We start from the raw sequence: 12,877 nt of genomic DNA, 5'->3' as shown, positions 1-12,877 counted from the left end.
GCGCGTAATTATCCTGAAGTATTGGATTACGTTCATTTTTCCATTATAGGGACGTTTATCAAAAACATAAGGGTCCTTTTTGCTTAAAGAACAGAAAGTAACTGATTATTCCACAAAAGTGGGCGATATTGATGTGATACAGTATGAGATTTTTATTTCTTTTTTGTACTGTAAAAAAACAATGCAGCCACAATTAAAAAACCTATCATTATAGAGATAGGATCAGTTATAAAAAATAGGTCATCATAAATCTTTTCCAATGGTTCATAATCTAGCACCTTAGCAGCTACATATAAAAGGATGAGTATTATTACTATGTTTCTCATTTGATATCACCCTAAACACCTACTTATCTAACCATATTTTAACAGATAATCCAAAAATGTCACACTTCAAAACTCTAAAAAGGTTATAGGTGTGGGGCTGTCCAAAAGTCAGATAAAAATGACTTTTGGACAGCCCCTTTTTAATTTTTCTAAAATAGCGCAAAAAAAAATCGCCCAATCCTCTAAAAAGTTAGATTGCACGGCTTGCCCATTGAAAGCGAAATGTACGAAGGCCAAAGGTAATCGTCAGGTACATTGGAATCCTGTTTATGAAGAAATGAAGTCAAAGGCATGTGAAGACAAACTTACCATCTGTGCTCGACGTAAGGTTGAGGTAGAGAGCGCTTTTGGTCACATCAAGGGCAATCGGTCGTTCTGCTTGATAAAGTCCATATCGATTTTGGGATTGTGGCAATTGCCCACAATCTATTGAAAGTGACGGAGATCCGTTCCGCCACCCCTGATGATTCTGATTCAACGAAAAAAGCAACGAAGGAAAACGAACACCATTTTCCTCGTTGCTTTTTCAAAATGCCTTATTCATAAATATTAATATAAAGTTTGGAGTGAAGAGGAACATTTTAGCTTCTTTATCGTATTATAGGTGAGCTTTTGAAAAGACATTTTGAGATCATTTAGAAAGAGGGGGAAAGTATGACAATAAACGCATTAGAAGTACGATCGTTAACGAAAGTCATTGGGAAGAAGAGGATCGTAGATGATGTAAGTTTTAGTATTGATAAGGGGGAAATCTTTGGGCTTTTGGGTCCAAATGGGGCAGGGAAGACGACTATCATCCGTATGATTGTTAGCCTGATCAATCGGACAGACGGAGCCGTTATTATTAATGGGAATAACCTTGATGAACAATATAAAGAGACGATGAGTGAAATGGGTGCCATTGTGGAAAACCCGGAATTTTACAAGTATATGAGCGGATACAAAAATTTAAAGCATTATGCAAATATGGCACTGAAAGAAGTAACAGACGAACGTATTAAAGAGGTTGCCAGATTAGTAAAATTGGAAGATGTAATGCATCAAAAGGTGAAGACATATTCCCTTGGAATGAGGCAAAGGCTGGGAGTGGCTCAAGCATTATTACATAACCCGTCACTGCTTATTCTCGATGAGCCTACGAATGGATTGGATCCTCAAGGAATCAGGGAATTTAGAGATTACTTACATTCTCTTGCGCGTGAAGGAATGTCAGTCCTGGTTTCCTCCCATCTTTTGTCGGAGATGCAGCTGATGTGTGATCGTTTCGCCGTACTCGAAAAAGGTAAGCTGATACATATTTCTTCAATGAAAGAAACGATGGAAGTCGATGATACGAAAGAAGTCATTTTTGAAGTAAACAGCGCTCAAGAAGCGGTAGATGTAGTGAAAGAACAATTTGCAGATTCAAGTATCAAAATACTTTCAGACCACCAGTTCTCAGTTCATGTAAATAAAACGTCCGTTAATACAATCAATAGGCTATTGGTCTCAAGTGATATAGCTGTCTATGGCATTAACAGAGTAGAAGCTACTCTTGAAGACCGATTTTTTGAAATAACAAACAGAGGCGTAAAGGAGGAAGTGAAGTGATTTCCTTAATTCGTAATGAACTCATGAAAATGTTCCAAAAAAAATCGAGCTGGATTTATCTCATAATCATCGTCATAGCGGTTATTGCTGGGGGTATTATTTACAATATTGCTTCAGGTGAACCAGATGAGAATTGGCGAGCTAGTTTACAGGCAGAGATAGAACAATTACAGCAACATGCAGATGAGACATCAGAAGGAGAACAACAATATATCAATGAACAAATTCAACAAAAGCAGAAATATCTGGATCAAGACGTGAACCCGGATGCAGTAAGTAATTGGCATTTTATGAATGATGTTGTATACGGTATAACGATGCTTGTGACGCTGCTTTCTGTAATTGTGGCAAGTGCAAGTGTGTCTTCTGAATTTACCGATGGAACGATTAAACAGCTGTTAATCAGGCCACATCAGAGGTGGGCGATTCTCCTTTCTAAATATTTATCAATAATCATTTATTCACTTATTCTTGTATTTACACTTATTGTTTCTGGATATCTTGTAGGATTAATCACATTTGGTAACGGGGAATTTACAGCAAAAATCTTTGAGATGGCTATAGATGGAGAGAAGGAAGCAGCCGTGGGCCCACAGTTCTTCCTGAAGATCGCCTACTTCCTTCCTAGTCTGTTGGTCATTACTGCCATTGCCTTCATGCTCTCCACTTTATTTAAGAGTCAAGCATTGGCGGTTGGCATTGGAATTTTTGTCCTGTTCCTATCTTCCACACTAGGCGGATTGATTGTCTTTTTGGCAGAAAAATACGAATGGGCAAAGTATTTAATTTTTCCGCATCTTGATTTAACGATCTACGCGCTACAGGATAAGATTTTAGGCGACGTTACTCTTCCAATCTCATTGTTAATCTTAAGCGTGTACTATGCGGTATTCATGATTCTTACTTTTGTTTTTTTCCAGAAACGGGATATTAGTATATAAGAGAAAAAATTCGCTCTTTTAGTCTTAGGGCTCAATGTATTACAAAACGATAAAAACGCATGTATCGGGTTACCCGCCATAAACTGATAAAAGGTAGCATGAATCAGTTGGGAGGTGAACGTATGGTTATGAAACCGCCGATGCTGCGGAAGGGGGACACAATCGGAGTCGTAACATTGGGGAGCCCGTTAGAGAAAGAAGTGATCGATACACATATCAATACGCTCAAAGGTATGGGGTTCAATGTGATCGTCGGCGAACATGTTTATGCTTATGAGGGCTTTATTGCGGGATCTCCAAAGGACCGTGCCGCCGATTTGATGAACATGTTCCGGAATCCGCAGGTCAAATTGATTTTACCGACTCGAGGAGGAGTTGGTGTATCAGGAATTCTCCCATACCTCGACTACAAAGTCATCAAACAAAACCCAAAAATAATAACTGGTTACAGTGACATTACGATCTTATTGAATGTCCTTTATCAAGTCAGTGATTTACTTACATTCCACAGCCTTATGCTCGAAGATTTTGCACCGGATACACCGCCTTACAACATCAATCAATTTTACGAAATGACATCGACTTTTTTACCAGTGAGGCAAATCAAGAATCCTCCTGAGATGTCTCTGACCATGAAAGTGCCGGGGATCGTTTCAGGACGGATTGTTGGAGGGAATCTGACTTCATTCGTCGGTTCACTAGGAACACCTGTAGAGATTGATACAAAAGGAAAAATCCTGGTCCTTGAAGACACTCATGAACCGATCAATACAATGTACCGGTATCTTGAACATTTGAGGCTTGCCGGTAAATTCAACGATTGTGCCGGAATCATCATGGGTGAATGCACCGAATGTCCAGAATCCTACGGCAAGACATATGAAGATCTGATCAACGATTTTCTGGTCCCGCTTGGGAAACCTCTAATGACGAATTTAGCCACTGGTCACGGTACGTATAAAGCTGCCATACCGATCGGGGCGATGGCACTCATGGATACGATCAACCGCACATTGATCGTGACAGAACCGACCGTGTCACCGAGAATCACTTGAAATATGCAAGTATGTTTGAAAAAGAATAGGGAAGAATGGGAGGTAACAAAATAAGGGAGGAATAAAATGGAAGTAAGTATGAGCGTTGATGAAGTTGTCCAGCAAATTTCTGATTTAGCAAAAAAGGAAGGAGAGCCGCTTCGAAAGAAACAGGTCAAGAAATCCAACCCAGAGCTAATGAAAAACGCATTGTATTACTTTCCGAATTGGGATGCTGCTCTTGAGCAGTGTAAAGAGAACCAAGCCTGAACGTCCCTTTTGACACGAAGAAAAAAGGAGCTGATCCTTCATGGGTCGGCTCCTTAGCTTTTCTTTAATTAAGATGATTTGTTCAATTGCTTCTTCTCAAGCTTTTTCTCGATCTTTTCCATCTCTTGTGGATTATTGATCAAGTTGTTTCTATTTTCTATGACTAATTCTTTAAATGAGGTTTTACGCTTACGCATTGTTATCAACTCCTTCAATGCTAGTGTACCACTTATTCCTATTTAATAATCATAATAATTTTTAAAATTATGTGACAATTCCGTCATTCATGAAAAGTCGCTCTCTTTTTTCTGGATCCGCTGCACTTTATAATGCCTTCTGTTTTCCAATGCTCCTGTTCCCAAAATAACTCCGGAAACGATAAAAATGAACCCGAATAACTGGGCGGCGACAATCGTTTCATTCAAAAAAAGATAAGACCCGGTCAACGAGAAGAACGGTGTCAGATTGATGAAAATCGCCGTTTCTCCTGCCCCGAGATCGTGGATCGCCCGGTTGTAGAACATGTGACCGAGCCCTGTCGCAAGGATGGCAGAAGCAGCGAACACAGACCATATCCATGGTTTTCCCGTCGAAAGGCTTTCCAGTCCTTGTGGTTCCATCTTCAGGCTGATAAGGAACAAGAAGGCTGATCCGATGATTTGCATCCAGAATGTGATCAGTCTCGCATTCATTGTTTCTGTCGCTTTTTTAATAGAAATGAAGCTGACAGCCTGGGCAATGACACAAAGGAATATATAGAAGTCTCCGCGAGATATGCCCGAAAGCTCTCCCGAACCATTCAATACGATAAAAGAAACCCCGATAAGTCCGAGGAATATGCCGATCAAACGTAAAAGCGTCAACCGATCTCCGAGGAACACGATCGCCAGGAGAGAGGTCATCAACGGGACCAGTGCGATGATCAGTCCTGTATTCGAAGCTGTCGTCATCGTCAATCCCATCGAGAGGAAGTAGTGATGACCTGTGATCCCTGTCAATGCACCGATTGTGACATAGACAAGCTGCTGGCGTGTCATTTTACGGAATTCATTTTTTGCTGTCAAAACGATCAGGACGACAATCCCAGCCGTCAAAATACGGAAAGCGGTGATGGTGATTGGATCGAAGTAATCTACAACCAACTTGATGGCTATGACGTTGAATCCCCAGACCATCATCAACAAGAGTAATAGAATATAAGTTAGCGGTTTGGACATAGCCCTCATCTCTTTCCTGTCTGTAAAATGATAAGTGTATCTTACTCCTATCAAATAATAGAGTCAAAAGAAATGTTTCGTGTTCCGAACAATACCAATTCTCCTTTTTCATTCAGAAAAAGCAATTCCTGTCTATTTTGTGGGACGATGATTGGGTATTGCTTGCTGAATAAATTAGGTTTTCATGACCACGTATCAGCGTGTTTAACTTTTAACATAGTATAATATCATTATTTCAAGATAACATTAAAGGGAATTGTAGAATCTTGTAGAATCCCCTCCTAACACCTAGAAACTTTATAGGTCAATACATATGGGGAGTGATTCTATGTTAAAGCGTGTTGGGACATTCGTTGCATCCTTATCGCTGGTTATTGGGATGGCAGCACCAGTATCAGCAGCAGGTTCAAGTGAAAAGGAACCGACCTTCAAACCGATTACGGAGCAGTCGGCACCACAGGAAGTGATCGTCCATTTTGAAGAGTCGATCACATCATCAATTACAGATGAAGTCTTAGCCGAAGTAAAGGGGGAAATCACTGAGAAGACCGAAGAATTTTTGGTCGTAGAAGTGGAGGGGAATGTTTCGGAAGCAGTCGAGTCATTGGAATCGATTGATGCCGTATCGTATGCTGAACCGAACGTGACACTTCACGCAAATTATATGCCGAATGATCCTGCGTATCATTCGTTACAATATGCACCTCAAAAAATTGGAGCAGAAGCAGCATGGGATGTCACGCTTAGTGATCCATCCGTTAAAATTGCAGTCGTCGATACAGGCGTCGATTATAATCACCCGGACCTGGACGGAAAAGTCCTGGAAGGCTATGATTTCGTCGATGAAGACAATGACGCGATTGATGAAAATGAACATGGCACACACGTAGCTGGAATAGCAGCAGCCAATACGAATAATGGCGAAGGAATTGCAGGTTTGGCTCCGGAAGCATCCATCCTTCCTGTCCGTGTACTAGATGCAGATGGGAGCGGTTCACTTGATGATGTTGCTCAGGGAATCCGTTATGCAGCAGATCAAGGTGCCCAAGTCATCAACCTTAGTCTTGGGGGAGCAGTCGGTACCCAAACGTTAGAAGATGCGGTCAACTACGCATGGGAGCAAGGATCTGTTGTCGTAGCAGCTGCAGGGAACTCAAGCTCGCCATTGCCAAGCTATCCGGCATTTTACGATAATGCGATCGCGGTAGCCGCAACAGACCAGAATGATACGATTGCATACTTCTCCAACTACGGAACATGGGTAGATATCGCAGCACCTGGCGTTGACATCTACTCGACGATTCCGAATGGCGGATATGCAAGTTACTCAGGAACATCGATGGCATCTCCAGTTGTTGCAGGTGTCGCTGGATTGCTTGCCGCTCAAGGCAAAAGTGCTGAGCAAATCCGTACAGCCCTGGAAGAAACAGCAGATGACGTTAGAGGCACAGGAACCCTCTTCCAAAACGGGCGCGTCAACGCAGCAAACGCAGTACAACACTAAAAAACAGGTAAGCAACCCCCCCAGGATGCAGATACATCCTGGGGGGTTTACTGTGTTTATCGAGAGTGAACAGATTATCTTGAGAAGTGAACAGATTATTCCGAGAAGTGAACAGATTAATGAAAAGTGCAGAGATTCCGCAAAGAAGTCATTCCAAATAAAATATGAAGCGATTTTATGAAAATCGCCACCACTTTATTTTATGCTGCAACCTGTTTATTCAGCATTTTCGCTTGAACCACCCGTTTTCTCATGGTGATTCCGATCCGCTTACAAGGAAGGTCTTGATGAGACTCACCACGAGAAACGGATAAACACCGGTAGCAAGAGCTTGCGACCTTACATCTCCAGGACGAACTTAAGATTTTTTTGACGGACATCGAAGGATTCTCGATTGTCCTTAAACCGGGACCGGCAATCTCGCAAATAGAGACAAGGCGGACTGTAACAACTCCCAGGCCATCTTCATACTGTGTTGAAGAGAGTTTTAGTTTTCAATCATGTAATCATTTTACAGTCAAATTGATTACTGAAGGATAGGGGGAAATGCAGTGAAGGAATTTCGACAGGATCTCCAGGGGCTTGATATTGGGGATTTCGATGTAAATGAGTTTGTGCCTAGTGAACAACATATGGATCATGAAGAAGAATCCCGTTTATGCGTGTTCATAGGGCCATGTGGTGCTTGTTTTGGTCCGTGTGGTGCATGCTTCGGTCCATGTGGCCGATGTTTCGGGCCGTGTGGTCGATGCTTCGGTCCATGTGGACGGTGCTTCGGTCCTTGCGGTGGTCGATGTGGTGGTCCATGCGGCGGACGGTGTGGATAAACGTAAACCTATAGTGATATGCTGAGACATAATTAACACTGCCCATTAGGTGAGAATTTTCATGCCTATTGAATAATTAGGGAAAGCCCGTTAACGGACACAGGAGACCTTATTTTCCAAAAAATCGTTCATTTATAAAAATAACGGACATCAGGGCTCTTATTTCGTCAAAATCCATGTGAATCATTGCTTTTGATCACATATAACGGCTCTGGTGTCCGTTAAAATTCTGAAAAAGTCTAATTTATCTTAAATACCGTCCCTGATGTCCGTTAAGATTTCAGGATCATCTATGTACACCATAATGACTGACCCGAACATTGATAAAAGTGATGTTTTGGGTCATTTCCATTTTTCATGACCATCCATGATAGAACTCATGTTGGTCTTATCCTATACTGCGTCTGTAGACAAGCATATACAGGTAGGACTGGAGGTGTTTGCTGATAACTTTTTCCTTTTATGAGAAAGTTAACTGTCCACCTCGCGTAGTCATATTATAGAAGTCGAATATGGATCGAGGGGGGAAGCCGGTGAATGGGTTTCGTCAAGGTATCCAGGGTCTTGATATGGGTGATTATTATGCAAATCACTTCGTACCGAGCGAACAGCATATGGAATACGAAGCACAATCCCGTCTATGTGTTATCGTAGGTCAGTGTGGCGGTCAACAATGCGGAGGTCCGCCATGTAGTGGGCAATGCGGAGGTCCACAGTGCGGTGGGCAATGTGGAGGGCAATGCGGAGGACCACGATGTGGAGGTCAATGTGGGGGACCAACATGTGGCGGGCAATGCGGAGGTCCACGATGTGGGGGCCAATGTGGAGGACCGCCATGCGGAGGCCAATGTGGGGGTCCACGATGCGGAGCTCAATGTGGGATACCACTTTGCATAGGACCGCTATGTGGTGGTCAATGTGGAGGTCCAAGATGCGGCGGGCAATGTGGAGGACCACCATGCAGCGGTCATTGTAGTGGCCCGCCATGTGGCGGCCCACGGTGTGGTCTTTGCTCACCAGGTGGTTTAGGAGCAGAACAAGACGATTAGAAGTGGATACCCCGAGTTTTTATTGACGAATATCGTGCCCGAAGGACCCCAGTCTCGATCAGGGGTTCTTTATTAGGCTTTGTTAAATATCGATGTTGATTTTTTGGCTTAGTTCCAGTGCAGCGACATTTGCGATCCTCCTGGGGGAAGTATCACAAAGCCTTTTTTAAAAGGCTACCTCGAAAAAAGCGGACGACGTGCATAAAAGACAAAATGACTTACATACAATCAAAGGAAGAAAAAAGCTCTTGGTTAAGGAGGAGCACATGATGAAATTGAGCCCTTCCATGCGGTTGAAAGTGAACAGGGATACGTTCTTTCTGCCCGATGGAAAAGATAGTGTTTACTTCCGTAACAATGCAGGTTCTTTCCGGATGGGCGGTAAAGCGATCCAACAGTGGGTCGAAAAACTGATCCCGATGTACAGCGGGGAATTCACTTTGAAAGATTTGACTGAAGGTCTGCCTGGTCCATATCGGGACAGGGTTTATGAAATTTCCGAAACCTTGTACAAGAATGGATTTTTACGGGATCTTAGTGAAGAAAATCCTCACGATCTTCCGGAGAACATATGTAAAAAATATGCTTCACAGATTGAGTTTCTCAATAGCTTTGGGAATTCAGGTGCCTATCGGTTTCAAGAATTCCGGAAGTCAAAGGTGCTGTTGGTCGGTGCTGGCAGCATTTTTCTTTCAGCGGTTAATGCGCTGCTCGAATCGGGACTTCCTAAATTCCACACGTTGATCACCGATTCAATGCCGACGAATCGCAAACGGTTATCCGAACTTACCGTCCAGGCGCGGAAAACGGATCCAGATGTTGCAATCAGCATGGTCACCATAGCAGAACGTAATCACTCATGGCGCGAAATCGTCAACGCTTTCGATTGTGTCGTATATGTATCACAACAAGGAGAATTGGAAGAATTACAGACGATCGAGTCGGCCTGTAGAAAGGTAGACACGTTGTTCATGTGTGCGGTGTGTGTAGAGGGGTTCGGCATGGCAGGACCGCTTGTGCAACCAGGTTCAGCCGGGGATTGGACAGCTGCCTGGACCAGCTTGCATACCACCGTCTTTGAAGAGGAAAAACCGAATCAACCGTATTCATCCACTGCTGGTGCGATGCTCGTAAACGTTTGTGCGTTCGAGTTGTTCAAGAAAATGACAGAGGCGACAACTTCAACAGCCCATCAAAAGTTTTATCTATTGAATCTTTTTACGATGGAAGGGAAGTGGCATTTCTTTCAGCCGAAACCGTCTGTTCTCCAATCCTTCAAGCAAGTCGATGTCCGTAAACTTTCTGAAGCAAAAAGGGATACAACACAACTGCTGCTAGCATTCAGCCACCTGACTTCTGAGGTTTCTGGGGTTTTTCATAAGTGGGAGGAAGGGGATCTCTCTCAAATCCCTCTTTCACAATGCTGGATTCAAACCGTCGACCCGCTTTCTGAAGGACCTGCAGAACTTTTATCAGCAGAGATTTGCAGTGGTCTCACTCACCATGAAGTACGGCGAGAGGCAGGTCTGGTCGGGTTGGAGCGCTATAGTGAAAAACTGATCACAAAGCTGGATGTTAAGGACGTAGCCTGCATCGGTGCCGGTGAATCCAGCATTGAATCAGTGAGCCGAGGACTGCAAAAATGTCTGCTTGATGAACTGCAGATACAAACAGAAAAACGGAAAATGACCGCAACCATGGTGAAGTTGAAAGAGATACAAGATAAGCACTGCCGATTCTATCTGCAAGCGCTGAGAACGATGGGAAGAGAACCTCAGATCGGTCTTGGAAAGGAAATCAGCGGATTACCGGTCGTATGGGTAAAAGACAAGGAGCGTGCATATGGGAGCCCGGGGCTTACGATGACAGATGCCCTTCGTAACGCCCTCCATCACTTCGTCACAAAACATCAGAATAAATCCGGTAAGCTTTCAACACAGGCGATCGAGGCTCAGAATGTCATGTTTCAAGAGAAAGAGCCGATGGAGATTGACGTCCAGACCACTGATACCGTAAAAAGTCTCCAGGCTGCCTTGCAGATCCTAGAAAACAACCGCCGATATGTCGAGGTGTTCGATTTAGCGATGGATCCTTTATTGAAAAAAGAACAAACAGTAGTTGTCGGTGTCGTTCTGAGGAAGGAGGATCCATTACTGTGAGTGCTTCGATACTCATTGTCGGATATGGAAGACTAGCTGACAAAGTCTATGAAAAACTGGTTGGCAGCTATAAACTCAACCGCCGGCATATGGTTGAAGAAAACCTTCCAGAATTGACTGAATTGGTACTCGTTTTGCATGATACGTGGGTGCCGGCTGATCATCTGCAAGCAGAAGATGTTTACCGCCGGCATCGTATTCCGTGGCTTAGAGGTTTTTTTACTTTCGGTGAGGGGATGATCGGTCCGTTCGTCCAACCTGACAAACAAGGTTGCTCTTACTGTGCTGATACACGTCTCTTGATGGCGGGACGGGATAAAAAAGAAATGTGGGGGTTGAAGGAACAGCAGGTCGCGCAGCAAGAAGAACGACAACCGGATGCCTGGTTGTCTGATACTGCCATTTCACAAATGGTCCAACTGATCGTTTCGGAAGTCAAGAGGTTTTTCGAAGGAATACCTCCACAATCAGCAGAACATCTGTATCTCTTGAATCTCAAAACCATGGATGGCGCCTGGCGGTTCATTTTACCTGAGTCTGCCTGTCCATCATGTAGCAGAATGCTGGATGATACGGAATCTGATGCAAGGATCACACTCCAATCCAGCCCGAAAGTTTCTGCGGACAGTTACCGATGCCGGCCAATGGATGACTTGAAGACATTTTTGGAGAAAGATTATTTATCGAGCAGGTCCGGTATGATGAACGGAAAGATGTATGACACGGTGACCCCATTTGCCGATGTTATCGTTACACTACCTCTCTTCAGCGGAAATGAAGGCACTGCCGGACGGACGCATTCTTATGTACTTAGTGAACAGACTGCAATTTTAGAGGCATTGGAGCGATCCTGCGGAACGGGTCCAAGAGCGAAGAGGACAGTCGTCAGGGATACGTATGAGAATCTTGCTGACAAGGCGGTTCATCCACTTCGATTCGGTGTCCATGAAGATGATCACTATGCTGAAGACGGTTTTCCATATAAGAAATTCGACCCTGCACGTGAATTGAACTGGGTGTGGGGCCATTCATTCTTACAAGAGCGGCCAGTCCTTGTCCCTGAACTTCTTGCCTACTACAGTGTCGGATGTGGAGAGGGGCTCGTATATGAAACATCGAATGGCTGTGCATTAGGCGGTAGTTTGGAAGAGGCGATTTTCTATGGGATCATGGAGGTCATCGAGCGCGATGCATTCCTTATGACCTGGTATGGCCAGTTGAGACTGCCGCGGATTGATCCTTTTTCTGCTCGGGATATGGAACTTAACCATATGATTGAACGGATGCGCGAGATCAGTGGCTATGATTTTCATCTTTACAACGCGACGATGGAGCATGGGGTTCCTGCTGTATGGGCCTTTGTCAAAAATCGTAAGGATAAAGGCATGAATCTCCTTTGTGCGGCTGGTGCCCACTTGGACCCTGTAAAAGCAACGAAAAGCGCGATCTACGAACTGGCAGGCATGGTCGTTTCCCTTGAGGAAAGCTTCGAATCGGGTAAAGGTGAATATAGAGAACTGCTAGAGGATCCTTACAAGATCAGGACGATGGATGACCACGGCAGGTTGTATGGATTGAAGGAAGCGGAAGAGCGGCTTGGATTTTTAATGGATGAAAACCGTCCGACACAGACTTTTGCTGAAGCTTTTCCACCGCCATCCCGGAACCTTGATTTGACGGAGGATCTGAAGGGAATCCTCGACACGTTCAAAAGGTTGGATATGGAGGTCATCGTTGTGGATCAGACGACTTCCGAAATCAGGAGGAACGGTCTGCATTGCGTAAAAGTGCTGATCCCTGGAATGATGCCGATGACATTCGGTCATAAACTCATCCGCATCAATGGGCTGGACCGGGTGTTGAACGTCCCAATGGAGCTCGGTTATGAAGAACGCCCTTTGACACGGGAAGAACTCAATCCACACCCGCACCCATTCCCATAGGTGAAAGGAGGAAACAG

General features: G+C 44.1%; 12 protein-coding genes. 10 read left to right on the top strand and 2 right to left on the bottom strand.

Annotated elements, in window-relative coordinates; translation table 11 throughout:
- The first annotated feature begins 444 nt into the window (after positions 1 to 444).
- From N8M93_RS22840 to N8M93_RS03630, 5 genes are all read left to right on the top strand, one after another.
- Positions 445 to 759 carry a transposase gene (locus N8M93_RS22840; RefSeq protein ID WP_396125360.1) on the top strand — a complete coding sequence of 105 codons (315 nt, stop codon included), beginning with the start codon at positions 445 to 447 and terminating at the stop codon, positions 757 to 759.
- A gap of 221 nt (positions 760 to 980) precedes the next feature.
- On the top strand, positions 981 to 1,916 hold the full coding sequence (locus tag N8M93_RS03645) for an ABC transporter ATP-binding protein (protein WP_261129769.1): 936 nt from the start codon (positions 981 to 983) through the stop codon (positions 1,914 to 1,916).
- Positions 1,913 to 2,857: an ABC transporter permease gene (locus N8M93_RS03640; protein WP_261129768.1), complete on the top strand. Its 945-nt coding sequence runs from the start codon at positions 1,913 to 1,915 to the stop codon at positions 2,855 to 2,857. Before N8M93_RS03645 ends, N8M93_RS03640 begins: the two co-directional genes overlap by 4 nt.
- Positions 2,858 to 2,979: 122 nt before the next feature.
- The gene (locus N8M93_RS03635) at positions 2,980 to 3,912 is read left to right on the top strand and encodes an LD-carboxypeptidase (protein ID WP_261129767.1); all 933 of its coding nucleotides are present in this window, start codon (positions 2,980 to 2,982) and stop codon (positions 3,910 to 3,912) included.
- Between the two features lie 66 nt (positions 3,913 to 3,978).
- Positions 3,979 to 4,161: a hypothetical protein gene (locus N8M93_RS03630; protein WP_261129765.1), complete on the top strand. Its 183-nt coding sequence runs from the start codon at positions 3,979 to 3,981 to the stop codon at positions 4,159 to 4,161.
- Positions 4,162 to 4,229: 68 nt separating this feature from the next.
- On the opposite strand, the gene N8M93_RS03625 is transcribed toward N8M93_RS03630, so the two are convergent.
- Both N8M93_RS03625 and N8M93_RS03620 read right to left on the bottom strand, forming a co-directional pair.
- On the bottom strand, positions 4,230 to 4,358 hold the full coding sequence (locus N8M93_RS03625; RefSeq protein ID WP_261129763.1) for an FbpB family small basic protein: 129 nt from the start codon (positions 4,356 to 4,358) through the stop codon (positions 4,230 to 4,232).
- A gap of 87 nt (positions 4,359 to 4,445) precedes the next feature.
- Positions 4,446 to 5,378, bottom strand: coding sequence for a DMT family transporter (locus tag N8M93_RS03620; protein ID WP_261129761.1), 933 nt, complete (start codon positions 5,376 to 5,378; stop codon positions 4,446 to 4,448).
- Positions 5,379 to 5,706: 328 nt separating this feature from the next.
- Between N8M93_RS03620 and N8M93_RS03615 the strand changes: the two genes are divergently transcribed.
- The 5 genes from N8M93_RS03615 to N8M93_RS03595 all read left to right on the top strand — a co-directional run bounded on the left by N8M93_RS03615 (position 5,707) and on the right by N8M93_RS03595 (position 12,860).
- The gene (locus N8M93_RS03615) at positions 5,707 to 6,882 is read left to right on the top strand and encodes a S8 family peptidase (protein ID WP_261129759.1); all 1,176 of its coding nucleotides are present in this window, start codon (positions 5,707 to 5,709) and stop codon (positions 6,880 to 6,882) included.
- 551 nt (positions 6,883 to 7,433) lie between these two features.
- The gene (locus N8M93_RS03610; RefSeq protein WP_261129758.1) at positions 7,434 to 7,709 is read left to right on the top strand and encodes a heterocycloanthracin/sonorensin family bacteriocin; all 276 of its coding nucleotides are present in this window, start codon (positions 7,434 to 7,436) and stop codon (positions 7,707 to 7,709) included.
- A 533-nt stretch (positions 7,710 to 8,242) separates the two neighbouring features.
- A complete protein-coding gene (locus N8M93_RS03605) occupies positions 8,243 to 8,758 on the top strand; it encodes a hypothetical protein (RefSeq protein WP_261130292.1) in 516 nt (171 codons plus the stop codon).
- A 266-nt stretch (positions 8,759 to 9,024) separates the two neighbouring features.
- Positions 9,025 to 10,917, top strand: a complete 1,893-nt coding sequence (locus N8M93_RS03600) for a putative thiazole-containing bacteriocin maturation protein (protein WP_261129757.1) — start codon at positions 9,025 to 9,027, stop codon at positions 10,915 to 10,917.
- Positions 10,914 to 12,860, top strand: a complete 1,947-nt coding sequence (locus N8M93_RS03595) for a TOMM precursor leader peptide-binding protein (RefSeq protein ID WP_261129756.1) — start codon at positions 10,914 to 10,916, stop codon at positions 12,858 to 12,860. The genes N8M93_RS03600 and N8M93_RS03595 overlap by 4 nt, the downstream gene beginning before the upstream one ends.
- Positions 12,861 to 12,877 lie beyond the last annotated feature (17 nt).

The organism is Bacillus sp. Marseille-Q3570 (genome assembly GCF_946151055.1).
Taxonomy (GTDB): domain Bacteria; phylum Bacillota; class Bacilli; order Bacillales; family Fictibacillaceae; genus Pseudalkalibacillus.
The sequence above is the reverse complement of the archived record's forward strand: the minus strand, read 5'-3'. Positions and strand labels throughout refer to the sequence as shown.

Excerpts from the sequence above, each read along its gene's own strand:
- N8M93_RS03615 (WP_261129759.1), top strand. The coding sequence starts at position 5,707 with ATGTTAAAGCGTGTTGGGACATTCGTTGCATCCTTATCGCTGGTTATT.
- N8M93_RS03635 (WP_261129767.1), top strand. The coding sequence starts at position 2,980 with ATGGTTATGAAACCGCCGATGCTGCGGAAGGGGGACACAATCGGAGTC.
- N8M93_RS22840 (WP_396125360.1), top strand. The coding sequence starts at position 445 with ATGACTTTTGGACAGCCCCTTTTTAATTTTTCTAAAATAGCGCAAAAA.
- N8M93_RS03625 (WP_261129763.1), bottom strand. The coding sequence starts at position 4,358 with ATGCGTAAGCGTAAAACCTCATTTAAAGAATTAGTCATAGAAAATAGA.
- N8M93_RS03645 (WP_261129769.1), top strand. The coding sequence starts at position 981 with ATGACAATAAACGCATTAGAAGTACGATCGTTAACGAAAGTCATTGGG.
- N8M93_RS03620 (WP_261129761.1), bottom strand. The coding sequence starts at position 5,378 with ATGTCCAAACCGCTAACTTATATTCTATTACTCTTGTTGATGATGGTC.
- N8M93_RS03600 (WP_261129757.1), top strand. The coding sequence starts at position 9,025 with ATGATGAAATTGAGCCCTTCCATGCGGTTGAAAGTGAACAGGGATACG.
- N8M93_RS03630 (WP_261129765.1), top strand. The coding sequence starts at position 3,979 with ATGGAAGTAAGTATGAGCGTTGATGAAGTTGTCCAGCAAATTTCTGAT.